General features: G+C 69.2%; 24 protein-coding genes and 1 other RNA gene. 21 read left to right on the top strand and 4 right to left on the bottom strand.

Annotation, left to right across the window (positions count from 1 at the left end; all coding sequences use genetic code 11):
• Nucleotides 1–132: 132 nt before the first annotated feature.
• Genes rplT through infC form a run of 3 tightly spaced genes read right to left on the bottom strand, consistent with a single transcriptional unit; the run spans nucleotide 133 to nucleotide 1,333 of the window.
• Complete coding sequence (gene rplT, locus C4313_RS07630) at nucleotides 133–495, bottom strand: 50S ribosomal protein L20 (protein ID WP_352429276.1); 363 nt, start codon at nucleotides 493–495, stop codon at nucleotides 133–135.
• Nucleotides 496–507: 12 nt separating this feature from the next.
• The gene (locus C4313_RS07625; RefSeq protein WP_352429275.1) at nucleotides 508–720 is read right to left on the bottom strand and encodes a large ribosomal subunit protein bL35; all 213 of its coding nucleotides are present in this window, start codon (nucleotides 718–720) and stop codon (nucleotides 508–510) included.
• Nucleotides 686–1,333, bottom strand: a complete 648-nt coding sequence (infC, locus tag C4313_RS07620; RefSeq protein WP_352429274.1) for a translation initiation factor IF-3 — start codon at nucleotides 1,331–1,333, stop codon at nucleotides 686–688. Before infC ends, C4313_RS07625 begins: the two co-directional genes overlap by 35 nt.
• 100 nt (nucleotides 1,334–1,433) lie before the next feature.
• Here infC and C4313_RS07615 point away from each other — a divergent pair, with 100 nt between their 5' ends.
• From C4313_RS07615 to C4313_RS07590, 6 genes are all read left to right on the top strand, one after another.
• On the top strand, nucleotides 1,434–1,946 hold the full coding sequence (locus C4313_RS07615; RefSeq protein ID WP_352429273.1) for an HIT family protein: 513 nt from the start codon (nucleotides 1,434–1,436) through the stop codon (nucleotides 1,944–1,946).
• 74 nt (nucleotides 1,947–2,020) lie between these two features.
• Nucleotides 2,021–3,226 carry an acetyl-CoA C-acetyltransferase gene (locus C4313_RS07610; RefSeq protein ID WP_352429272.1) on the top strand — a complete coding sequence of 402 codons (1,206 nt, stop codon included), beginning with the start codon at nucleotides 2,021–2,023 and terminating at the stop codon, nucleotides 3,224–3,226.
• A 37-nt stretch (nucleotides 3,227–3,263) separates the two neighbouring features.
• Complete coding sequence (locus tag C4313_RS07605) at nucleotides 3,264–4,124, top strand: 3-hydroxyacyl-CoA dehydrogenase family protein (RefSeq protein WP_352429271.1); 861 nt, start codon at nucleotides 3,264–3,266, stop codon at nucleotides 4,122–4,124.
• Nucleotides 4,125–4,199: 75 nt separating this feature from the next.
• Nucleotides 4,200–5,366 (top strand): acyl-CoA dehydrogenase, encoded by a 1,167-nt coding sequence (locus C4313_RS07600; RefSeq protein WP_503012455.1) that lies wholly within the window; start codon nucleotides 4,200–4,202, stop codon nucleotides 5,364–5,366.
• Nucleotides 5,367–5,381: 15 nt separating this feature from the next.
• Nucleotides 5,382–6,434 (top strand): zinc-binding dehydrogenase, encoded by a 1,053-nt coding sequence (locus tag C4313_RS07595; protein WP_352429269.1) that lies wholly within the window; start codon nucleotides 5,382–5,384, stop codon nucleotides 6,432–6,434.
• Nucleotides 6,431–6,859, top strand: a complete 429-nt coding sequence (locus tag C4313_RS07590) for a hypothetical protein (RefSeq protein ID WP_352429268.1) — start codon at nucleotides 6,431–6,433, stop codon at nucleotides 6,857–6,859. Before C4313_RS07595 ends, C4313_RS07590 begins: the two co-directional genes overlap by 4 nt.
• Here C4313_RS07590 and gyrA read toward each other — a convergent pair.
• The gene (gyrA, locus tag C4313_RS07585; RefSeq protein WP_352429267.1) at nucleotides 6,768–9,296 is read right to left on the bottom strand and encodes a DNA gyrase subunit A; all 2,529 of its coding nucleotides are present in this window, start codon (nucleotides 9,294–9,296) and stop codon (nucleotides 6,768–6,770) included. The two genes, C4313_RS07590 and gyrA, sit on opposite strands and share 92 nt — an antisense overlap.
• A 294-nt stretch (nucleotides 9,297–9,590) precedes the next feature.
• On the opposite strand from gyrA, the gene C4313_RS07580 reads away from it, so the two are divergent.
• The 15 genes from C4313_RS07580 to C4313_RS07510 form a co-directional block, all read left to right on the top strand.
• Entirely contained in the window at nucleotides 9,591–11,132 is a 1,542-nt protein-coding gene (locus tag C4313_RS07580; protein ID WP_352429266.1) for an APC family permease, read from the top strand.
• A gap of 51 nt (nucleotides 11,133–11,183) precedes the next feature.
• Complete coding sequence (locus tag C4313_RS07575) at nucleotides 11,184–11,390, top strand: hypothetical protein (RefSeq protein WP_352429265.1); 207 nt, start codon at nucleotides 11,184–11,186, stop codon at nucleotides 11,388–11,390.
• 43 nt (nucleotides 11,391–11,433) lie between these two features.
• Complete coding sequence (locus C4313_RS07570) at nucleotides 11,434–11,988, top strand: universal stress protein (protein WP_352429264.1); 555 nt, start codon at nucleotides 11,434–11,436, stop codon at nucleotides 11,986–11,988.
• 42 nt (nucleotides 11,989–12,030) lie between these two features.
• Entirely contained in the window at nucleotides 12,031–12,273 is a 243-nt protein-coding gene (locus C4313_RS07565) for an NIL domain-containing protein (RefSeq protein WP_352429263.1), read from the top strand.
• 42 nt (nucleotides 12,274–12,315) lie between these two features.
• Nucleotides 12,316–12,714 (top strand): NAD-binding protein, encoded by a 399-nt coding sequence (locus C4313_RS07560; RefSeq protein ID WP_352429262.1) that lies wholly within the window; start codon nucleotides 12,316–12,318, stop codon nucleotides 12,712–12,714.
• 3 nt (nucleotides 12,715–12,717) lie between these two features.
• Nucleotides 12,718–13,380, top strand: a complete 663-nt coding sequence (locus C4313_RS07555; protein WP_352429261.1) for a potassium channel family protein — start codon at nucleotides 12,718–12,720, stop codon at nucleotides 13,378–13,380.
• 44 nt (nucleotides 13,381–13,424) lie between these two features.
• Nucleotides 13,425–13,808: a transfer-messenger RNA gene (ssrA, locus tag C4313_RS07550) on the top strand.
• 142 nt (nucleotides 13,809–13,950) lie between these two features.
• Nucleotides 13,951–14,082, top strand: a complete 132-nt coding sequence (locus C4313_RS07545; protein WP_352429260.1) for a hypothetical protein — start codon at nucleotides 13,951–13,953, stop codon at nucleotides 14,080–14,082.
• Nucleotides 14,083–14,123: 41 nt separating this feature from the next.
• Nucleotides 14,124–14,834 (top strand): hypothetical protein, encoded by a 711-nt coding sequence (locus C4313_RS07540; protein ID WP_352429259.1) that lies wholly within the window; start codon nucleotides 14,124–14,126, stop codon nucleotides 14,832–14,834.
• Nucleotides 14,835–14,937: 103 nt separating this feature from the next.
• Nucleotides 14,938–15,249, top strand: coding sequence for a hypothetical protein (locus tag C4313_RS07535; protein ID WP_352429258.1), 312 nt, complete (start codon nucleotides 14,938–14,940; stop codon nucleotides 15,247–15,249).
• A 32-nt stretch (nucleotides 15,250–15,281) separates the two neighbouring features.
• Nucleotides 15,282–16,964, top strand: a complete 1,683-nt coding sequence (locus C4313_RS07530) for an aldehyde dehydrogenase family protein (protein ID WP_352429257.1) — start codon at nucleotides 15,282–15,284, stop codon at nucleotides 16,962–16,964.
• Nucleotides 16,965–17,055: 91 nt separating this feature from the next.
• Nucleotides 17,056–17,781, top strand: a complete 726-nt coding sequence (locus C4313_RS07525) for an alpha/beta hydrolase (RefSeq protein ID WP_352429256.1) — start codon at nucleotides 17,056–17,058, stop codon at nucleotides 17,779–17,781.
• Between the two features lie 60 nt (nucleotides 17,782–17,841).
• On the top strand, nucleotides 17,842–19,722 hold the full coding sequence (locus tag C4313_RS07520; RefSeq protein WP_352429255.1) for a hypothetical protein: 1,881 nt from the start codon (nucleotides 17,842–17,844) through the stop codon (nucleotides 19,720–19,722).
• Nucleotides 19,723–19,748: 26 nt separating this feature from the next.
• Nucleotides 19,749–20,894 carry a glycosyltransferase family 4 protein gene (locus C4313_RS07515; RefSeq protein WP_352429254.1) on the top strand — a complete coding sequence of 382 codons (1,146 nt, stop codon included), beginning with the start codon at nucleotides 19,749–19,751 and terminating at the stop codon, nucleotides 20,892–20,894.
• Nucleotides 20,891–21,751: glycosyltransferase (locus C4313_RS07510; protein ID WP_352429253.1), on the top strand; the 861-nt coding region annotated here is incomplete at its 3' end. The genes C4313_RS07515 and C4313_RS07510, both read left to right, overlap by 4 nt.

Raw genomic sequence — 21,751 nt, 5'->3', positions numbered from 1 at the left:
GGATGACGATGCGCCACGGAACGGCTGGTGATCAGGGCCATGCCACGGTCCCGGCCCGCGGACCGGACGCAAAGGGGGTACGGCGCCACGACGCCGCACCCCCGGGATCCCGTCGATCGCTTGGCCCTGCGGTCAGGCCAGGCCGAGGGCCTGTCGGGCGGCCTCCACCAGGCGGGCGAAGGCGGCGGCGTCCCGCACCGCCAGGTCCGCCAGGACTTTGCGGTTGAGGGCGATGCCGGCCGCCCGCAGGCCGGCGATGAAGCGGCTGTAGGAGAGGCCGTTTTGGCGGGCCGCGGCGTTGATCCGCATGATCCAGAGGCGGCGGAAATCCCGCTTGCGTTCCCGGCGGTGCCGGTAGGCGTAAGCCAGGGACTTGATCATGGCCTCGTGGGCCCGCCGGTAGTGGCGGCTGCGGGACCCCCGCTGGCCTTCCACCATCTTGAGGACCTTCTTGTGGCGACGGCGGTTCGTGACACTGCTTTTCACCCGGGTCATTCCTTCCCCCTTCTAATCCTGCTGGTCGAGATAGGGCGCCAGCCGCTTCACCGTCTTGTAGACGAAGGGCTCGGTCATCGTCAGCATCTCATCGTAGAGGCGCTTGGTGCGCTTGGCGCGCTTGCGCCGCAGGTGGCTGCGCCCGATCTTCGCCCGCACCAGTTTCCCGCCCCCTGTGTAGCGGAGCCGTTTAGCGGTCGCCTTGTGCGTCCGGATCTTGGGCACCTTCGATCACCTCCGGGTTGGGTTCGGCCTTCCGTTCGGCCGGCGCTCCCCCCTTGCGGCGCAGGGGGGCCAGCACCATCACCATGCTCTGGCCTTCCATGCTCGGTGGGGTCTCCACCATCCCCACGTCGGCCACCTGTTCCGCGAAGCGTTGGAGCATGTCGGCCGCCAGTTGCAGGTGGGTCATCTCCCGCCCGCGCATCCGGACCTGGACCTTGACCTTGTTGCCGTCGGTGAGGAAGCGTCGGGCGTCCCGCACCTTGAACCCCACGTGATGGGGGTCGGTGGTCGGCCGCAGGCGGATCTCCTTGACGACGATCTGTTTCAGGGCTTTGCGGGCCTCCCGCTCCTTCTTCGCTTGCTCGTAAAGGAACTTGCCGTAATCCATAATCCGGCAGACCGGCGGGTCGGCCTGGGGGGCCACCTCGACCAGGTCCAGGCCATATTGGCGGGCGGTCGCCAGCGCCTCCACCAGGGAGACCACGCCGATCTGTTTGCCGTCAGGGCCGATCAGGCGCACCTGACGGGCGCGGATGGCCTCGTTGACACGATATTTTCGCGCGGAAATACGGACCCCCTTTCCTGGATCAAAGTGCAAGGAAGATGATAACACGGGGAGAGAGCGCCGTCAACCGGGAACGGGCCCCCGTTGTCGGCCCCCGGGCGTTGGATATACAATGGGGACGACCCTGCCTTCGGCCGGAGGCGGGCGGATGGAACGGCTCTGGACCCCATGGCGGATGGCATACTTGAAAGGCGAAGGCCAGGCGCCCGAGGGCTGCATCTTCTGCCTCAAGGTCAACGGCTCGGATGAGGCCGAGCACATCCTCTTCCGGGGCCGGACCGTCTATGTGGCCTTGAACCGCTATCCGTACAACAACGGCCATCTGATGGTGATCCCCTACGCCCATGTCCCCAGCCTGGAGGACCTGGATCCCCCCACGATGCTGGAACTCATGCAGCTAGTAGCCCTCTCCCTCAAGGCCCTGCGCCGCGCCTACCGGCCGGAGGGCTTCAACGTGGGGGCGAACATCGGCCGGCCGGCCGGCGCCGGGGTCGCCGACCACGTCCACGTCCACATCGTCCCCCGCTGGACCGGCGACACGAACTTCATGCCGGTCATCGGCAGCACCCGCATCCTCCCCGAGTGGCTCGACGACACCTACCGTCGCCTGCGGCCGCTGTTCGAGGAGCTCGGCCGCGCGCCGGGCGACGCCCAGGGCTGATCCTTCGTTGGATGTGGGGATGGCCGGCGGAGGCCGTCGTCCCCCGTCGATCCTTGAAGCCGGAGGTGGGCGGGATGACACGGAACGCGCGGGACCCGGTGATCGTCGGGGCGGCCCGGACGCCCATCGGGAGGCTGTTGGGAGCCCTGGCCCCGCTGACCGCCCCGCAACTGGGCGCCGTCGCCATCCGGGAGGCCCTCCGCCGGGCCGGGGTCGACCCGGCTCAGGTGGACGAGGTGATCATGGGGGAGGTGGTCCAGGCCGGCAGCGGCATGGCGCCGGCCCGTCAGGCGGCCGTTGGGGCCGGGGTCCCGGCCGAAGTGGGGGCCCTCACGGTGAACAAGGTCTGCGGCTCGGGGCTGAAGGCGGTGATGCTGGCCGCCCAGGCCGTCAAGGCGGGCGACGCCGAGGTGGTGGTGGCCGGCGGGATGGAGAGCATGAGCAACGCCCCCCACCTGATCCGCCTCCGGAGCGGCATGCGCTACGGCCACCTGACGGCGGAGGACAGCCTGATCGCCGACGGCCTGCGCTGTCCCTTCCACCAGGTCCTCATGGGGGAACTGGCCGAGTTCATCGCCGATCAGTTCGAGGTCACCCGCGAGGAGATGGATGCCTTCGCCCTGGAGAGCCACCGCAAGGCCATCGCCGCCATCGACGCCGGCAGGTTCCGCGAGGAGATCGCCCCGGTGGAGGTGCCCGACGGGAAGGGTGGGACCCGTGTCGTAGCCATCGATGAGGGGCCCCGGCGGGACACTTCTCTGGAGGCCCTGGCCCGGCTGAAGCCGGCTTTCCGGCCGAACGGGCGGGTGACGGCGGGCAACGCCCCCGGCCTCAACGATGGGGCGGCGGCGGTGGTGGTGATGAGCCGGGCCCGGGCGGAGGCCCTGGGGATCCCGCCCATGGCCCGTATCGTGGGCTACGCCCAGGCGGCGGTGGACCCCCAGTGGTTGTTCTACGCCCCCGTCAAGGCCATCCCTCGCCTCCTGGAGCGGGTCGGCTGGCGCTGGGAGGAGGTGGACCTCATCGAAATCAACGAGGCTTTCGCCGCCCAGGTCCTGGCCGACGCCCGGGCGATGGAGCGCCAAGGGTATCGCTGGGACTGGAGCAAGGTCAACGTCAACGGCGGGGCCATCGCCCTGGGGCATCCGGTGGGCGCCAGCGGGGCGCGCATCCTGGTCACCCTGATCTACGCGCTGCGGGACCGAGGCCTGCGGCGGGGCATCGCCACCCTCTGCCTGGGCGGCGGCGAGGCCGTGGCCATGGCGGTGGAGGTGGAGTGAGCAGCCTTCCCTCATCCCATCCCCAGGAGGTCTTGCCATGCGGATCCAGGACGTCCGCACCGTGGGCGTGGTGGGCTGCGGGCTGATGGGTTCGGGCATCGCCGAGATCTGCGCTCGGGCCGGGTTCCAGGTGATCGTCCGCGAGGTCGACGAGACCCTCTTGCAGAAGGGCCTGGACCGCATCCGGGCCTCCATGGCCAAGGCGGTGGAGCGCGGGAAACTGAGCGCCGCCGAGATGGAGGCGGCCTGGGGGCGCATCCGGGGGACCCTCCGGATGGAGGATTTCGCCGATTGCGACCTGGTCATCGAGGCGGTGGTCGAGGAGATGGGGACCAAGAAGCAGGTGTTCGCCGCGCTGGACCGCATCTGCCCGCCCCACGCTGTCCTGGCCAGCAACACCTCCTCCCTTTCCATCACCGCGCTGGGCAGCGCCACCCGACGCCCGGAGAAGGTCGTCGGCCTGCACTTTTTCAACCCGGCCCCGGTGATGCCGTTGTTGGAGATCGTGGTAGGGCTGCAGACCGCTGAGGAGACGGTGGCCCTGGGCCGGGCCCTGGGGGAGCGGCTGAACAAGAGCGTGGTCCTCTCCAAGGACCGCCCGGGCTTCATCGTGAACCGGCTGCTTATCCCCTACCTCCTGGACGCCATCCGGCTCCTGGAGGAGGGCGTGGCGACGATGGAGGACATCGACACCGCCATGAGGCTGGGCCTGAACCATCCGATGGGCCCCTTCACCCTGATGGATTTCGTAGGGCTGGACACCCTGCTCTTCATCGCCGATGCCATGTTTGAGGAACTCAAGGACCCCCGCTACGCCGCGCCGCCTCTGCTGCGGCGGATGGTGGCCGCCGGGTGGCTGGGCCGCAAGAGCGGGCGGGGGTTCTACACCTATTCGTAGCCGTGTAGCCGTGGGATCCGGAGATCCGGGAGGGCAGCCATGGCCTCGGAACTGGAGACGCTGTTGCAGTTGGGGTTGAACTTCGAGCTATCGGAAGAGCACCGCATGTTCCAGCGGACGGTGCGGGAGTTCGCCCAGAAAGAGATCGCCCCCGTGGCCGCCCGCTACGACGAGACCGGCGAGTTCCCCTGGGAGACGGTCCGCAAGATGGCCGCCATGGGGCTGATGGGCATCGAGGTCCCGGAGGAATACGGCGGCCAGGGGCTGGACGCCGTGGCCTCCGCCCTGGCCATGGTCGAGATCGCCAAGGCCGACGCCGCCCACAGCGCGATCATGTCCGTCAACAACACCCTCTTCTGCTTCCCCATCATGACCTTCGGGAGCGAGGAGCAGAAGCGCAAATACGTGACCCCGGTGGCGACCGGCCGGGCCATGGGCGCCTACGCCCTCACCGAGCCCCACGCGGGCTCTGACGCGGCCAACATCCGCACGCGGGCGGTGCGCAAGGGGGACGTCTACATCATCAACGGCCGCAAGGCGTGGATCACCAACGGCCCGGTGGCCGATTACATTGTCCTCTTCGCCGCCACCGACCCGGAGAAACGACATCACGGCATCACCGCTTTCATCATCGAGACGAACCGGCCGGGCTTCAGCCGCGGCAAGAAGGAGGAGAAGCTCGGCATCCGGGCCAGCGCCACCTGCGAGATCTTCCTCGACAACTACGAGTGCCCGGTCGAGAACCGCCTGGGGGAGGAGGGAGAGGGCTTCCGGATCGCCATGGCCACCCTCGACGCTGGTCGGGTGGGGATCGCCGCCCAGGCCCTGGGCATCGCGGAGGCAGCCTATGAGGCCGCTCTGGCCTGGGCCAAGCAGCGGGAGGCCTTTGGCCGCAAGATCGGGGAGTTCCAGGCCATCCAGTGGAAACTGGCCGACATGCGCGTCAAACTGGAGGCCGCCCGGCTGTTGACCCTCCAGGCGGCGTGGAAACGGGAACGGGCCAAGCGGACGGGGGAACGCTACACCCTGGAGGCGGCGATGGCCAAACTGTTCGCCAGCGAGGCGGCCCAGTGGATCACATGGGAGGCCATCCAGATCCACGGCGGAATGGGCTACAGCCGGGAGTTGCCGGTGGAGCGCTACTTCCGCGACGCCCGCATCACCACCATCTACGAGGGCACCAGCGAGATCCAGCGCTTGGTCATCGCCCGCCACATCCTCGGGTTGAAAAGCAGCCTGTGAGGGGGAGGCCGGCCGATGAAGGCGATCGTTTTCTACCGCCACGGGGGCCCGGAGGTGCTGGAGGCGGCCGATCTCCCCACCCCCCACCCCGGCCCCGGCGAGGTGTTGATCCAGGTCCGCGCCTGCGCCATGAACCACCTGGATCTGTGGGTGCGCCGGGGGATCCCCGCCCTGCGCCTGGAGATGCCGCACATCCCCGGGTCCGACGTGGCCGGGGTGGTGGCCGAGGTGGGCCCTGAGGTCTCCGGCGTCCAGGTGGGGGACCGGGTGGTGGTCAACGCCACGCTGAGTTGCGGGACGTGCGAGTTCTGTTTGCGGGGAGAGGACAACCGCTGCCGCCACGGGGGGATCCTGGGGGAGCACGTGCGGGGTGGCTGCGCCGAATACGTGGTGGTCCCCGCCCGCAACGTGCTCCGCCTGCCGGAGGGCTTTCCCTTCGAGGAGGCGGCCGCCGCCTCCTTGGTCTTCCTCACCGCCTGGCACATGCTGATCATCCGCGGGGCGGTGCGCCCGGGGGAGGATGTGCTCATCGTGGGGGCCGGCGGCGGGGTCAACACCGCTGCCCTGCAGATCGCCAAACTGGCCGGGGCGCGGGTGATCGTGGTGGCCTCCGGCCCGGAGAAGGCGGAACGGGCCCGCGCCCTGGGGGCCGACCACGTCATCGACCGCTCCCAGGAGCCCGATTGGTCCCGGGCGGTCTGGCAGTGGACGGGCCGGCGCGGCGTGGACGTGGTGGTGGACAACGTGGGGCAGGCCACGTGGATGAAGAGCATCCGAGCCCTGCGGCCGGGCGGGCGGCTGCTGGTGGTCGGCGCCACCTCCGGACCGAACCCGGAGGATTTTGACATCCGCTACGTGTTCTCCCGGCAGATCAGCATCTTGGGCTCCACGATGGGGACCCAGGGGGATTTCCGGACGGTGATGGGCCTGGTGTTCGCCGGCCGGCTCCGCCCGGTGATCGACCGTGTCCTCCCCCTGACCGTGGAGGGGGTCCGGGAGGGCCACCGCCTGTTGGAGGCGGGGGCCGTCTTCGGCAAGATCGTCTTCCGGGTTGACGCTGTCGGATGAGGGGCTGGGGCCGCGGGGCCGGGACGTTGTGGCTCCTCTATTTCGCCCTCCGCAACGTCGCGCGGGCCGGCTACTATCTGTGGGCCATCCCCCCCGAGTGGGGGGAGGCCGGCCTCCACGGCCCTTGGGGCTACCTGGCGGGGGCGGCGCTGTTCTGGGCGGCCGCCTTCGCAGGGGGCGCCCTCCTGTGGTGGCGTCGGGGATCCCCGATGGGCGCCCCCCTCCTTGGGCTGATGGCCCTCTATCAGGCCCATGTCTGGGCCCACCGGCTGCTTTTGGAGCGCAGCCCCTTCGTGGCCGAGACCCACGGCTTCGCGCTGGCGGTCTCCCTGGTCACACTGGCGGTGACCGCCGGCCTGATCCGCCTGGAGCGCCCTCCGCTCCGGCTCCGGCGGGGCCCTCAGAGGGCTCGCGGATCCGGGTGACGGCGGCCAGGCGGTCGCCTTCGCCCAGGGCGATCAGGCGGGCCCCGCGGGCTCCCCGGCCGGCCTGAGGGACCTCCCGGGCCGGCAGCCGGATGGCCATCCCGTGGGCGGTCAACAGCACAAGGTCGTCCTTCGCCTGAACCACCCGCGCCCCGACGATCTCCCCGGTTTCCTCCAGGCGATCGGCGAGGGTCCGCACGCCGCCGGTGGCCCGCCCCTTGCGGGGATACTGCGCCAGCGGCGTTCGCTTCCCGAAGCCGCCCGCCGTGGCCACGAAGAGATCGCCCTGGGGATCCACCCGCTCCAGGGCGACCACCCCATCGCCGTCCTCCAGGCGGATGCCCCGCACCCCTGCCGCCGCACGCCCCATTGGCCGGACTTCCTCTTCCAGAAAGCGCAGGGCCTGGCCCCGGGCGGTGATCAGCAGCAGTTCCCCCTGGCCATCGCTCAGGCAGGCCTCCTGGAGAGCATCGTCCTCCTCGAGCAGGATGGCCACCAGGCCGGTCGAGCGAGTGGTCAGGAACTCGTGGAGGGGCACCCGCTTGATCTTGCCCCGGCGGGTGGCGAGCACCAGGTAGCGCGTCGCCCCGTCGGCCCCCGCCTCTTCCAACCAGCCCGGGGGCACCGCCACCGCCGTCGCGATCCGCTCCCCCTCCGCCAGGGGGATCAGGTTCACGATGGGGACGCCCCGGGCGGCCCGATCGGCGTCCGGCACCTCATAGGCCCGGACCCGATAGGCCCGGCCCTGGTCGGTAAAAAAGAAGAGGTAATCCAGGGTTCGGGCAGCGAAGACGCCGGCCACGGCGTCGTCCTCGTCGGTGGCCATGCCGGTGACCCCCCGGCCGCCGCGGGCCTGGGGCCGGTAGGCAGCCACCGGGACCCGCTTGACGTATCCCCGCCGGCTGACCACCACCAGGATGGGCTCGTCGGGGATCAGATCCTCGGCGGAGAACTCGGCGGACGCCTCCGGGACGATGCGGGTGCGTCGGGGATCGGCGAACCGCTCCTTGAGGCTCTGCAGTTCGTCCCGGATGGCCTGGAGGATGCGCCGGGGATCGGCGAGCAGCGCCTCCAGGTCGGCGATACGGGTCCGCAGTCCCTGGTATTCCTCCTCCAGCCGCTGGCGCTCCAAAGCCGCCAGGCGTCGGAGGGGCATATCCAGGATGGCCTGGGCCTGGATCTCGGTGAGGCCGAAGCGCGTCATCAGCCCGGCCTTGGCCGCTTCAGCGTCGGGCGCGTTGCGGATGAGGGCGATGACCTCGTCCAGGAACTGCAAAGCGATGCGCAGGCCCTCCAGGACGTGGGCCCGGCCTTTCGCCCGCTCCAGCTCGTGGCGGGTCCGCCGAGTGACCACCTGAATGCGGTGCTCGATGAACAGCTGCAGCATCCGCTTCAGGGAGAGCACCCGCGGCTGGCCGTCCACCAGAGCCAGCATTTGGACACCGAAGGTGGTCTGGAGGGGCGTGTATTTGAACAGCTGGTTGAGGACGGTCTGCGGGCGGGCGCCTCGCTTGAGTTCGATGACGATGCGCAGCCCGTGCCGGTCCGATTCGTCCCGTAGATCGGCGATATCCTCAAGGCGGCCCTCCCGGACCAGTTCGGCGATGCGCTCGATCAGCGCCGCCTTGTTGACCTGGTAGGGCAGCTCGGTGACCACGATGCGCCATCGCCCCCCCTTGATCTCCTCGATCTGGGTCACGGCGCGGACGGTCAGGCGGCCGTGGCCGGTGGCGTAGGCGGCGCGGATGCCCTCCTGGCCCAGGATCAGGCCGCCGGTGGGGAAATCCGGCCCGGGGAGGAAGGCCATGAGGTCGTCCAGGGTGATCTCCTCTCGTTCCTCCCAGTGGTCGATCATGGAGCACAGGGCGTCGCAGACCTCCCCCAGGTTGTGGGGCGGGATGTTGGTCGCCATCCCCACCGCGATCCCCGAGGCCCCGTTGATCAGCAACTGCGGCGCCCGCGCCGGCAGCACCGTCGGCTCCCGCATGCTCCCATCGAAGTTGGGGACGAAATTGACGGTCTCCTTCTCCAGGTCGGCGAGAAGCTCCATCGCCATGGGGGCCAGCCGGGCCTCGGTGTAGCGCATGGCGGCGGGGGGGTCGCCGTCGATGGAGCCGAAGTTCCCCTGCCCCTCCACCAGCGGATAGCGCATGGTGAAATCCTGGGCCATCCGGGCCAGGGCCTCGTAGACCGCCATATCCCCGTGGGGGTGGAACTTCCCCAACACCTCCCCCACGATGCGGGCCGACTTCTTGTAAGGGGCGTTGGGGTGCAGCCCCATCTCGTGCATCACGTAAAGGATGCGGCGTTGCACCGGCTTCAGCCCGTCCCGCACGTCGGGCAGCGCCCGCGCCACAATCACGCTCATGGCGTAAGAGAGATAGGCCGTCTTCAGTTGCTCCTCGATCTCAACCGGGATCACCCGCTCCGTAGCCATTCAACAACCTCCTATAAGATAGAGATCGCCGTCCGGGAGGGAGAGTCGGATGCCGACGGGCATCCCTTCCAGGGCGGTTAAGGCCGGCGATCGCCCGGAGGCGATCCGGGGGCCGGGCCTTCCCGGAGGCGTCCTGGCCGGCTGGCGGCCGCTCGGTATTCTACCGGAGGGGAAAGAGGTGCGCCAATTGGCTTTCAGACTTGATTTGACGACCCCGAGTGATCCCGTTAGAATAAAAACTCGTTCGATCTGAGGACCTTGGGGAAGCGCGCCGCGGCAGGGAGGCGATTGGACGTGGCTGCAGAACCCATCGCCCAGCGGGAACATGTTGGGCTGCGCCGGGAAGTGACTGTTTGGGGGTCCTTCGCCTGGGGCTATGCGGATGTGGGAGCAGACGTCTACGTGGCCCTGGGGCTGGTGATGGCCGCGGCCCAGGGGGCCACTCCTCTTGCCTTCTTGATCGCTGGGATCGTTTACATCATGGTCGGCCTGGCCTACACGGAGATGGCCGCCGCCTATCCGGTCGCCGGTGGGGGTCACTACTTCACGCTGCGCGGCCTGGGGGATTTCTGGGGCCTGGTGGCTGGGGCGGCCCTGATGCTGGATTACACGGTGGACGTAGCCCTTTTCGCCATGGCCTCAGCCGGCTATATCAACTTCTTCTTCCCGGCCTTCCGGGAGTTCCGCATATCCCTCGGCCCTTTCCACGATGTCAACCTCATCTGGCTCGGGCAGACGCTGATCCTCATCGTGCTGCTGGCCCTTCTCAACATCAAGGGCATCCGGGAATCCGCGTTGTTCAACGAGGTCCTGGGGGCCTTGGATATGATGATGGAGACCAGCATCATTGTCATCGGCTTCGCCTTCGCTTGGCGGCCGGAGCTGTTCATCCACCAGTGGCAGACCCAGTTCCCCACGCTGGAGCGGCTGCTCTATGCCGTCTCCATCGCCGTGATCTCCTATGTGGGGTTGGAGTCGGTATCCCAGGCGGCCCAAGAGACGGTGCGGCCGGCGACGGTGATCCCGCGCACCTCCCTGGCGCTGATCATCGTGGTGCTGATGTTCGCGCTGGCCTTCCCCACGGTGTCGCTGGGGATCCTGCCCTGGCAGGAGATTGCCGCGCGGGAAGGGGACCCGGTGGCCCGCCTGGCCAGCCAGTTGCCCCTGGTGGGCTTCCTGGCAGGCCCGGCGTCCGCGGTGTTGGCGGCCACCATTGTGCTGATCTCAGCCAACACGGGCATCATGGGGGCCAGCCGGCTGGCCTACAGCATGGCCGAACTGGGTTTGATCGGCGAAGGGCTCTCTTGGGTCCACCCTCGTTTTCGCACGCCGGTGCGCAGCATCGTGTTCTTCTCAGGGGTGGCTGCCCTGGAAGCTGTCTTCGCCTTCCTCAGCGGCCACCGGGCGTTGGAAACCATGGCCAACATGTATGCTTTTGGGGCGATGCTGGCGTATTTCCTGAGCATCATCGCCATGGTGGTCTTGCGCTTCAAAGAGCCCCACATCCCCCGGCCCTACAAGGTCCCCCTCAATCTCCGCTGGCGGGGGGTGGAGGTCCCCATCCCGGGGATCCTGGGGATGATCGGCACCGGGCTGATGGTCCTGATCGTGCTGTGGACCCATGAGATCGCCCGGGTGGCCGGGCCGTTGTGGGTGCTCGCTTGGGTGCTTTACTACGCGTGGTATCGGCGGCGGACCGGGCGGCCGGTGTGGGGGAACCTGCCCCGGGATTGGGACGCCCAACAGCTACGGATCCTGGAGGAGACCGGGGAGTGGGATTTGCTGGAGCGCTTCAAGATGGAGGTCGCCCGCCGGAAGCGTGCCCCATCGGTTTGAGCCTGAGCGAATCGATCGGGTGCCCTGGCAGGGAAGACCAGGATCGGTCTTATGAGCCTCTGGGTTTATCTCCGGCTTGTCCTATCTGTGATGATCCTGGGCCTGGGTGTGCTCATCATCGCCCGCAGCCTCTGGTGGGTGGTGGGCCGCGGGCTGGGTTGGGAGGCCTTCCTTCAACCCCTGGTCATCGGGCTGCTGATGATCGGGCTGGGCCTGGCCCGGCTGCGGTGGTGGCTGGGCCAGGGCCGCCTGCGGTGAGGCGGCTTTCATCCAACGCAGAGGAGGCGGAAGAGGATCCCCTATGGGTCATCCGCTGGGCGTTGCGCTGGCCGTCCTGTTCGTCGTCGTCCTGGCCCTTACCCTCATCTGGATGCTGCGGGTCCCCCGGCCGGTGCCAGTGGCGGTCGCCCGCGCTGTCTACTCGGTCGAGGCCGCCCGCTGCATTGTCGTCCCCATCGTGGAAGGCGTCTACTCGGAGCGGGCCGTGGAGTTGGCCTGCCGGCTGGGGGAGCGGCAACAAGCCCGGCTGGTCCTGGTGCACGTGCTGGAGGTCCCCTACACCGTCCCTTTGGACACGGCGCTGCCGGACCTGGAAGAGCGGGGGCGGCGGGCGCTGGAGACCGCCCGCTTCATCGCTATGCAGCACGGCATGAAGCCGGAGCTGCGGCTGGTGCGCCATCGCTCCGCCCCGGAGGGCATCCTTAGCGTCGCCCGCCAGGTGGGGGCCAATCAGATCATCATGGGCATCGGGCTCAAGCGGCGGGGCTCCAGCGACGGCCTGGGCCGGACGGTCCACGAGGTCATGCGGCGGGCCCGTTGCGAGGTGATCGTCGCCAAGGCCCCGCTCACCGAATGAGGGTGGAAGCCCATCGGCCCCTTGGGCGCACCGGAGGTCGCCATGAACCAAACCGTCCAGCGGCGGGTGAAACTGATCTACCCCCCGGCGCTGATCGATGAGCCGCTCCTCTACCGGCTCATCCAGCGCTTCGGCCTGCTGATCAACATCCGCCGGGCCCACGTGGAGGCCGGCGAGGCCTGGCTGATCGTGGACCTGGAGGGGCCGCCCGAGCGCGTGGAGGAAGGGTTGGCCTGGATGCAGGGCCAGGGCGTCCTGGTCGAGCCGGTGGAGGGGCTCCCTTAGCCGGGCGGGCGGAAGGAAGCCTGCGCCACCACGGAGGTTCCCATGCGCATCGTGATCCTGGGCTGTGGACGTCTGGGCGCCTACCTGGCCCGTCGGTTCGCGCAGGAGGGGCATCAGGTCATCGTCATCGATCGGGAGCGGGAGGCTCTGGAGGCCCTGGGGCCGGACTTCCCGGGAGAGACGGTGGTGGGGATGGGGATCGACGCCGAGGTCCTGCGTCGGGCCGGCATCGAGGGGGCGGATGTCTTCATCGCCGTCACCGGCTACGACAACACCAACATCATGGCCGCGGAGGTGGCGCGGGAGATCTTCGGCGTGCCCCGGGTGATCACCCGCCTCAACGACCCCCTGCGGGCCGAGATCTTCCAGGAACTGGGGCTCAAGACCATCTCCCCCACTGTCCTGGCGGCTGAGGCCATCCGCAAGTGCCTGGAGGCATAAGCGATGTATCTGATCATCGTCGGCGGCGGCAAGGTCGGCTTCTACCTCACCAAGTCCTTGCTGGCCGAGGGCCATGAGGTGTTGCTCATTGAGAAGAACCCGCGGCGGGCCGCCTTCCTGATCGACGAACTGGGGGCGGACCACGTGTGGGTGGGCGACGGTTGCGACTCGAGCACCTTCGCCCAGGTGGGGATGAACCGCGCCGATGCGGTCATCGCCGTGACCGGCGACGACGAGGACAACCTGGTGGTCTGCCTGCTGGCCAAGCGGAAGTTCAACGTCCCCCGGACCATCGCCCGCATCAACAACCCGCGCAACGCGGCCATCTTCGCCCGGCTGGGGATCGACGTCACCGTCTCCACCACGGAGATCATCCAGGCCCAGATCGAGCGGGCCCTGCCCCTGCGCTCGTTGGTGCATCTGCTGGCCCTGCGCCGGGGCGGGATCGAACTGGTGGAGGGGAAGGTGGCGCCGGGGGCGCCGGCCGACGGCCGGCCTTTGCGGGAGCTGGGCATCCCCGTCGATGCTCTGGTGGTGATGGTGGTGCGGGGGGATCAAACCTTTATCCCCTCCGGGGAGACCGTCCTGCGGGCCGACGACGAGGTCCTGGCGGTGACCACGCCGGCCAGCGAGGGAGCCCTGCGCCGGCTGTTGCTGGGGGCCTAGGGACTGTCGCTTCGGGACGTTTTGTGCTATACTAAAAAACGCACGGGGGCGAATTGGGCTCGACGGGGGAGGAAGATCGCCGGTGGCAGGCCGGGGCCGCTCGGACCCCGTCAACAACCCGGGCAACCCAAAAGTGCCAACCGCGACTACGCGGCTCTCCCGCTGGCGGCCTAAGCCAGCGTGAGGGGACGGTCCCCGGAAGGGGGACCCGCTCGACCGGACCCATCGCCGACGGGGCCGGATCGGGTGTGACAAAGTCGGCGTGCGGCCGCCCGGCGCCCCGAAGGGCGGCCTAAGACCGGAAGGGGCTGGCCGGCCGGAGACCTTGCCGGTAGGCGGACCGGCCGGCGAGCGAAAAACCGGATACGCCTGTAGGCACCGGCGATCGAATCTTCCGGACGCGGGTTCGATTCCCGCCGCCTCCACCACCCCGGGGTTGGGCGAGCGGTCCGCCGCCCAACCCCGGATGTTTTTGCCCTCCATCCCTTGTCCTCAGAAGCCTCCGAAAAACAACCTGTGTTAAAATTATCCTGCGGGTTTTGGGATCTTTTCCCAGGTGGAGGGAGTGGGATGGCGCGTTCATCCGGTTCCTTCTGGGGGCGGTGGGGGGTGCCTATCGTGTTGGGGGCCTTGGCCCTGGTGATGATCGGCCTGGTGGCGGTCGCCCTGGGGGTGGCTGTGGGCTGGATCCCCTGGCGCTGAGCCCGGGGGTGATCCGATCGATCCTTTCCGGGAGGTCCCGCATGTTCGTCCAGCAGATCCTGCCTTTTCTTTCGACGGCGGTGATGGCCCCCTTCGTCGTGGCGGTGGCGCGGCGGTATCTGGAACGCCGCGGCGCCCATCTGTTGCTGTGGGGGATCGGGCTGGCGATGTTCGGGCTCGGGAGTTTCGCCGAGGCCTACCTCGCCCTGGCCTGGAACCCCTGGATCTTCCGGATCTGGTATCTATTTGGGGCCGCCCTCAACGCTGCGTGGCTGGGGCAGGGGACGGTGTATCTGCTGGTCCGGCGGCGGGCGGTGGCCCATGCCCTCCTGGTCGTGCTGGCCCTCGGGAGCCTCTTCGCCGCCTACCTGATGCTGACCACTCCTCTGGACCCCGCCGCCTACACACCGGGGCGGCCGATCAGCGAGCAATACCGGGAGATCATGCCGCCCCGCGCCCCGGTCCGCATGACCACGCCCTTCTTCAACATCTACGGCCTGCTCACCCTGGTCGGCGGCGCCCTCTACTCGGCCTACCTGCTCTGGCGGCGGCAGACCTTCCCGAACCGCGTGCTGGGGAACGTGCTGATCGCGGCGGGGGCGCTGGCGGTGGCCGCCGCTAGCACCCTGACCCGCCTGGGCCTGGGGCAATTCCTCTACCTGGGCGAACTGGCCGCCGCTACGCTGATGTTCGCCGGCTTCCTTCTGGCCACCCAGCGCCCAGCAGCCGCCCCGGCCCCCCAGCGGCCCTAGGAGCAGAGCCGCGCGGGCAGGGCAAAGGGGGCGGAGGCCAACGCCCCCACCCCCTTTCGATGGGTGCATCTCCTGCAGTCCGGGTTATAATCGTAAGCGTCCGATGGAGGCCTTCCCGGAAACGGTAGAGATCCAATTCGCCTGGCGCTCGGTCCAGGGGCCTCAGGTGACGGCCCGCTTCCAGGCCCAGGTGGAAGGCTATGAACCGGACGCCCGCCAGGTCCATTGCCGGCTCCTGACCCTGCTGGAGGTCCGGACCCCGCCGGGGGTGGCGGACCCGCTGCTCACGGCGGAGCGCCTGCGGGCCCTGGAGGGGAAGCGGGTGCGGGTCCCCGAGGAGGCCCTCTACGGGTTGATCCTCCCGCTGAAGCGGGAGACCCTGACCGGTGGCCTTCGGATCCCGTATTTCCGATGAGGGCCGGATTCCGGATGCCGAGGAGGTTCCCGATGCCAGCCCGGAAGACCCAGAAGGCGACCCGGAAGGCGGCGAAGAAAGCGGCGCCGAAGAAAACCCCGCGGCGGGCGGCCCCGCGCCGGAAGGCTGCTCCCGCCCCGGCGCCGGTCCAGCCCTTCAAGATCACCTATGCCACCCTGGCCGTCCCCAGCGAGGAACTCCACATCCGTTACGAGGTGGCCCTGGGGAAGGTCCGGGAGAGCCTGGGGGGGACGCTGCCGATGGTGATCGGCGGGCAGCCCCGCTACGCCGAGCGCACCTTCGAGGATCGCTCCCCCATCAACACCGACTGGCTGCTGGGGGTCTTCCAGCGGGGCACCCCTTCGGACGTGGACGACGCCGTGGCCGCGGCGAAGACGGCCTTCCCGGCCTGGAGCCGCCTGCCCTGGACGGAGCGGGTGCGCATCCTGCGGCGGGCGGCGGACCTGATCAGCGAGCGGGCCTTTGAGATCGCCGCCTTGATGAGCCTGGAGGTCGGCAAGAACCGGCTGGAGGCCCTGGGGGACGTTGAGGAGACCGCCGACCTCATCCGCTACTACTGCGATCAGATGGAGGCCAACGACGGCTACATCCGGCCGATGAAGCAGGAATCCCCCAAGCATCACAACCGCAGCGTCCTCAAGCCCTATGGGGTCTGGGCGGTGATCTCCCCCTTCAACTTCCCGCTGGCCCTGGCCGGCGGGCCCTCGGGGGCGGCCCTGCTGGCCGGCAACACGGTGGTCTTCAAGCCGGCCTCCGACACCCCTTACGTCGGCTACAAACTCTACGAGATCTTCCGGGACGCTGGGGTGCCCGACAGCGCTTTTAACTACATCACAGGGGGCGGGAGCGAGGTGGGCGACCCCCTGGTCCTCCATCCTGACGTGGCCGGCATCACCTTCACCGGGAGCTATGCGGTCGGGATGGCCATCTACCGGAAGGTGGCGGCCTCCACCCGCTACCCGAAGCCTATCATCCTGGAGATGGGCGGCAAGAACCCGGTGATCATCAGCCGCCACGCCGACCTGGACCGGGCGGCCCTGGGGTGCATGCGCTCGGCCTTCGGGCTGCAGGGCCAGAAGTGTTCGGCGGCCTCCCGCATCTACGTCGAGCGGCCGGTGCGGGATGCCTTCCTGGAGAAGTTCCTGGACCTCACCAGCCAGATCCGTATCGGCGACCCGACCCAGCGGGACGTCTTCCTGGGGCCGGTGATCAACCGGACCGCTTATGAGAAATTCCAGCGGTATATGGAGGTCCTCCGGCGCGACGGCGTGGTGCTGTTCGGCGGCAACGTCCTCACCGAGGGGGAACTGGCCAAAGGCTACTTCGTGGAGCCCACGGTGGTGGACGGCCTCCCGCCGGACCACCCGCTTTTGAAGGAGGAGATGTTCCTGCCCATCACCTGCATCGTGACAGTGGACTCGCTGGAAGAGGCCATGCGCTACGCCAACGACGTGGACTACGGGCTGACGGCCGGCTTCTACAGCAACGATCCGGAGGAGATCCAGTGGTTCTTCGACCACATCGAGGCCGGCGTTACCTACGTGAACCGGGCGGCAGGGGCCACTACCGGCGCCTGGCCGGGATATCAGCCCTTCGGGGGCTGGAAGGCCAGCGGCTCCACCGGCCGGGGCTCCGGCGGCCCTTATTACCTGATCCAGTATCTGCGCGAGCAGAGCCAGACGGTCATCGACTGAACGGCGCCTTTCCCGGGGGGCGTGACGGGGGGAGATCGTCCGCCTCCCGGTTTCCTGCCCGGATCGGGGAAGGCTTCGTCTCGAGGGGGCGATGCTGGAGGGGGTGGTCTTCGAGAGCGAGGGCGAGCGCTTGCTGGGGCGGTTCTATCGGGCCGACGGGGAAGGGCCGCACCCGACCCTGGTGATGGCCCACGGGATCGCCGGGGTGGAGTTGAACCTCGATCTGGCTGACGCCCTGCGGGACGCCGGGTGGAACGTCCTGACCTTCCACTATCGAGGGTGCTGGGGCAGCAGTGGCATCTACCGGGTCCGCACCCTGAAGGCCGATGTGGCGGCAGCGGTGGCCTGGGCCCTCTCCCAGCCGCTGGTGGACCCCCACCGGCTGGTTTTGCTGGGCTACAGCATGGGGGGATGGGCGGCTGTCGGGGCTGCCGTTGAGGACCCGCGGATCTACGCCCTCATCACCCTCTCGGCCGTGAGCGATCTGCGGGCCTGGACGCCGACCGAGGCCATGCTGGCCGACTGGGTCCGCTTTATGCACGGGATGACCCCGGAGGCCCTGCGGGCGGAATTGGCCGCCCTGGCGGAGGGGCCCCAGCCGGTCGACCGGGTGGACCGCCTCTCGCCGCGCCCGCTGCTCATCGTGCACGGCACCGCGGATCCGGTGGTGCCTCACCGCCAGAGCCTCGCCCTCCACCACCGGGCCGGCCTGAACACCGACCTGGCCCTCATCGACGGGGGGGACCACCGCTACAGCGGCCGTCGCCGGGTGCTGATCCAGCGCATTCAGCAGTGGCTGGAGCGCATCTGCCGCTGAGGCGGGGGCGAGGAGACCCATCTCCCACGGGGAGGGAGCGAGCCCTTTGGGCGGAGGTCTATGGACCTGGTGGACCTTCTCATCACGTTGAACTTCGTCATCGTCGCCACGCTGCTCATCGCCGCCTTCTCGCTGCTGGTCTACCTCCTGGCTTATTACTTCCGAAGTCGGAGCGCCCGGGGAGCGGCGTGGCTGCTGACCTCTGTGTTTGCCGTCTACCTGGGCGATCTGATCCTCTTTTTCGTGGAAAGCCCAGCCTCGGCCGAGCGGTGGCTGCGGGGCCAGTGGCTGGGGATCGCTGTGGCCCCCGCGGCCTATGCCCACCTGACCGACGCCCTGTTGGAGCGCACCGGCTCCCTCTCCGCGGCCCGCCGCTGGGCCGTGCGGGCCGCCTACGGCCTGGCCGCCCTTTGGTTCTTGTTGGCCATGTTCACCGATCTGCTGGTCCACGACGGGGCGGCGGACGGGCGGGCATACCATCTGGGGGCTGGCCCCCTCTTTCCCCTCTTCCTTGTCTACTTTGTCGGCGGGGTGGCATGGGGACTGGTCAACGCCTGGCGGGCCCGCCGGCGGATGTTGATCTCCACCCACCGGCGGCGGATGACCTACCTCGCCGTCACCATGATCGCCCCTGCTGTCGGCGTGTTCCCCTATCTACTGCTGGCTGGGCGGACCCTCCCCGCCCACCCGGTGGTCTTCTGGAGCGCGGTCGGGCTGAGCAACGGGGTCATCGGGGCCATGCTCTTCGGCATGGTCTACGCCGTCGGCTACTTGGATGTGCTCGTCCCGGACCGTGTGATCAAGCAGCGCTGGATCGATTATCTCCTCCGCGGCCCGGTTTTGGCCACGGTGGTCGTCCTGATGCTGTTCGGCGTCAGCCGGCTCAGCCACCGCACCGGGCTGCCCTTGGCCCTGCTGCTGCCCCTCGCCGCCGCGGGGACCATCGTGAGTTACGAGGTGCTCAGCGGGTGGATCCGCCCCTTCTTCGAGGGGCTGTTCCTCCGCCGGGACGTGGCGGAACTGCAGCGGATGCGTCGGCTGAGCGACGCTATGATCACCGGCCGGGACCTGCGCCAGTTCTTGGAGGGGATCCTGGCCCTGATGTGTGAGGCCCTCCGCTCCCCCACCGGGTTCGTGGTGCGGCGGACCCCGGAGGGGATCGAGCCGGTGGCGGCCTTCGGGTCCATCGAGGAGGCCTCCTTGGAAGAGACCCTCTCCACCGCGGCGCGGTCGGGCGACGGCCCCCTCGTCGCCGATGGCTTTTGGGTATGGCCGCTGCGCGGCCGGGCCGATGCTGTCCTCCTCGGAGCCATTGCCATCGCCATCCCGCCGGATCCCACGCTCGCCGAGCGGATGCATGGGACCCTGCAGGGGTGGGTGGAGCGGGCGGCCGCCGCCTTAGAGGACCGCCTGCTGCAGGAGCGGGCCTTGGGGGCCCTGGAGGCTGTGGCCGAGGAAGTCCGTCGGCTGCGCCAACAGGAGCCGGCGCCCGCCGGCGCCCTGCTGGTGGAGAACCCCGAGTTCACCACCTGGGTCAAGGAGGCCCTGGCCCATTACTGGGGAGGGCCCAAGCTGCTCCAAAGCCCGTTGTTGCAGCTGCAGGTGGTGCAGCGGGCCATGGCGGCCCACGACGGCAACCCGATCCGGGCCCTCCGAGCCGTGCTGGCCGAGGCCATCGAGCGGTTGCGCCCCGATGGCGAGCGGAAACTGACGGCCCCGGAGTGGCTGTTGTATAACCTGCTGGAGTTGCGCTTCATCCAGGGCCGCAAGGTGCGCGAGATCGCCCAGCGGCTGGCCTTGAGCGAGTCCGACCTCTACCGCAAGCAGCGGGCCGCCATCGAGGCCGTGGCCATCGTCCTGGCTGAGATGGAGCGGCGTGCTGCCCAGCCCTCCGAGGAGGCCCCGGCGCCCCCTCGCCCTGCCGTTCGCCCGGAGGGCTGAGCCCCCTGGTTTCCTGGAGCGTCCCGATGATACGGGTTGGCCTGGATGCGCGACTGGTGGCGTATCGGCGCGAGGGCATCGCCCGTTACATCCTGGAACTGGCCGCCCGCCTTCCCCAGGCCATCGACCACCCGGATGTCCACCTGGTGATCTTCCAGAGCCGGAGGGCCCCCAACGCGGCGGCCCTGGCTGGGAACGTCCATCTCGCCCGCGTCTGGACGCCGCCCCATCACCGCTGGGAACAATGGCTCTGGCCGCTGGAGGTGAGCCTGCGGCGGGTGGCCCTGCTGCACAGCCCGGATTTCATCCCCCCTTTCTCTGGCCCCTTCCGGCGGGTGATCACCGTCCACGATCTCCACTTCCTCAAACATCCGGACTTCATGACAGCGGAGAGCCGCCGCTACTACGCCGGGCAGATCGGACGGGCCGTCCAGGTGGCCGACCACATCATCGCCGTCTCCCGGACGACGCAGGTGGACCTGATGGCCCATTTCGGGGTGCCCTCGGAGCGCATCTCCGTGATCTACGAGGGGGCCAGTTCCATGTGCCGCCCGCTCCCTGAGGGGCAGGTGCGGGAGGTCCTTCGCGCCCTGGGTCTGGAGCCCGGCTACGTGCTGTTCGTCGGCACCTGGGAGCCCCGGAAGAACATTCCTTTGTTGCTGCGGGCCTACGCGCGCCTCCTCGACCGCCGGCCCGCCGCGCCCCCGCTGGTCCTGGCCGGCCGCCGGGGCTGGCTGTATCAGGAGCTCCTGGAATGGCCGCACCGCCTGCGCATCGCCGACCGCTTGCGCTGGATCGAGGGTCCGGACGACCAGACCCTGGCCGCTCTCTACAACGGCGCGGCCTTCCTGGTCCTCCCTTCCCTCTATGAGGGGTTCGGCCTGCCGGCCCTGGAGGCCATGGCCTGCGGCACCCCAGTGGTGGTCAGCGACCGCGGAGCGCTGCCGGAGGTGGTGGGCGAGGCGGGGTGGATCCTGCCGGCCGAGGACGAAGGCCGTTGGACGGAGGCAATGGAGGCCCTGCTGGAGGACCCGGAAGCGCAGGCCGTGATGCGCCGGAAGGCCCTGGAGCGAGCGGCCCAATTCTCCTGGGACCGGGCCGCGGCCGAGACCTGGGCCGTCTACCGGAAGGTCCTGGGCCTCCCGGAGCCGCCCTCCGGAGGGCAGCCGTGAGGGACCCCGCCCCCCTTATCCTCTTCTTGGTCCCCGAGCTGCCGGATCCCCCCAACAAAGGGGGATCCCTGCGGGCCTACGCGGTGCTGCGCCGGCTGCGCCGGCTGGCGCCCGTGGTGGTTTTTTCCCTGATGGAAAGCCCGGGCGAGCCCCCCGCCGCGTGGCAGGCGCTGGCCCAGCAGGTGCACCGGTTCCCCTGGCGCCCCCGGCCGCTGTCGATGCGGCTGTGGCAACTGCTGGCCTCTCCCTATCCGGACCTGGCCTTTCGCTATCGGACCCCGGCCCTGACCCGCGCCCTGGAGCGCTGGGTCCGTGAGGGGAGGGTGGCGGCCATCCACATCGCCGGGCTGGAGATGGCCTGGGCCGTCGAGGGGCTCCTGGGCCGGCCGCCGGGGGAGCGGCCGGCCCTGGTGCTGGACGCCTTCAACGCCGAATATCGCCTCCAGGCCCGGCTGTTCCGAGCTGGGCTCCGCCATCCCCTTCGCTGGCCGGGGGCCCTCTACTCCGGGATCCAGGCGCTGAAACTCCGCTGGTATGAGGCCGCCGTGGTGCGGCGGGCCGATCACGTGATCGCCGTCTCGGGGCCCGACGCCCGGGATCTGATGGCTCTGGGGAGGGCCCATCCGCCGGTGGTAGCCTCCAACGGCGTGGACACCGCCTTCTACCGGCCGGATGCGACGTCCCCCCTCCCCCTGGGGGAGCCCGCCTTCGTGTTCACCGGGTCGATGGACTATCGCCCAAACATCGACGCGGTCTGCTGGCTGGCCGAGGCGGTCTGGCCCCGGGTGCGGGCGGCGCTCCCGGAGGGCCGCCTTTGGATCGTGGGCCGCCGGCCGGCACCGGCGGTGCGGGCCCTC

This window comes from Thermoflexus sp. (genome assembly GCF_040289485.1).
Classification (GTDB): domain Bacteria; phylum Chloroflexota; class Anaerolineae; order Thermoflexales; family Thermoflexaceae; genus Thermoflexus.
Note: the sequence above shows the minus strand (reverse complement) of the source record. Positions and strands in the feature narration are given on the sequence as shown.

Coding starts and splice junctions, on each gene's coding strand:
- rplT (WP_352429276.1), bottom strand. CDS start 495: ATGACCCGGGTGAAAAGCAGTGTCACGAACCGCCGTCGCCACAAGAAG.
- C4313_RS07615 (WP_352429273.1), top strand. CDS start 1,434: ATGGAACGGCTCTGGACCCCATGGCGGATGGCATACTTGAAAGGCGAA.
- C4313_RS07610 (WP_352429272.1), top strand. CDS start 2,021: ATGACACGGAACGCGCGGGACCCGGTGATCGTCGGGGCGGCCCGGACG.
- C4313_RS07605 (WP_352429271.1), top strand. CDS start 3,264: ATGCGGATCCAGGACGTCCGCACCGTGGGCGTGGTGGGCTGCGGGCTG.
- C4313_RS07595 (WP_352429269.1), top strand. CDS start 5,382: ATGAAGGCGATCGTTTTCTACCGCCACGGGGGCCCGGAGGTGCTGGAG.
- C4313_RS07590 (WP_352429268.1), top strand. CDS start 6,431: ATGAGGGGCTGGGGCCGCGGGGCCGGGACGTTGTGGCTCCTCTATTTC.
- gyrA (WP_352429267.1), bottom strand. CDS start 9,296: ATGGCTACGGAGCGGGTGATCCCGGTTGAGATCGAGGAGCAACTGAAG.
- C4313_RS07575 (WP_352429265.1), top strand. CDS start 11,184: ATGAGCCTCTGGGTTTATCTCCGGCTTGTCCTATCTGTGATGATCCTG.
- C4313_RS07570 (WP_352429264.1), top strand. CDS start 11,434: ATGGGTCATCCGCTGGGCGTTGCGCTGGCCGTCCTGTTCGTCGTCGTC.
- C4313_RS07565 (WP_352429263.1), top strand. CDS start 12,031: ATGAACCAAACCGTCCAGCGGCGGGTGAAACTGATCTACCCCCCGGCG.
- C4313_RS07560 (WP_352429262.1), top strand. CDS start 12,316: ATGCGCATCGTGATCCTGGGCTGTGGACGTCTGGGCGCCTACCTGGCC.
- C4313_RS07555 (WP_352429261.1), top strand. CDS start 12,718: ATGTATCTGATCATCGTCGGCGGCGGCAAGGTCGGCTTCTACCTCACC.
- C4313_RS07545 (WP_352429260.1), top strand. CDS start 13,951: ATGGCGCGTTCATCCGGTTCCTTCTGGGGGCGGTGGGGGGTGCCTATC.
- C4313_RS07540 (WP_352429259.1), top strand. CDS start 14,124: ATGTTCGTCCAGCAGATCCTGCCTTTTCTTTCGACGGCGGTGATGGCC.
- C4313_RS07535 (WP_352429258.1), top strand. CDS start 14,938: ATGGAGGCCTTCCCGGAAACGGTAGAGATCCAATTCGCCTGGCGCTCG.
- C4313_RS07530 (WP_352429257.1), top strand. CDS start 15,282: ATGCCAGCCCGGAAGACCCAGAAGGCGACCCGGAAGGCGGCGAAGAAA.
- C4313_RS07525 (WP_352429256.1), top strand. CDS start 17,056: ATGCTGGAGGGGGTGGTCTTCGAGAGCGAGGGCGAGCGCTTGCTGGGG.
- C4313_RS07520 (WP_352429255.1), top strand. CDS start 17,842: ATGGACCTGGTGGACCTTCTCATCACGTTGAACTTCGTCATCGTCGCC.
- C4313_RS07515 (WP_352429254.1), top strand. CDS start 19,749: ATGATACGGGTTGGCCTGGATGCGCGACTGGTGGCGTATCGGCGCGAG.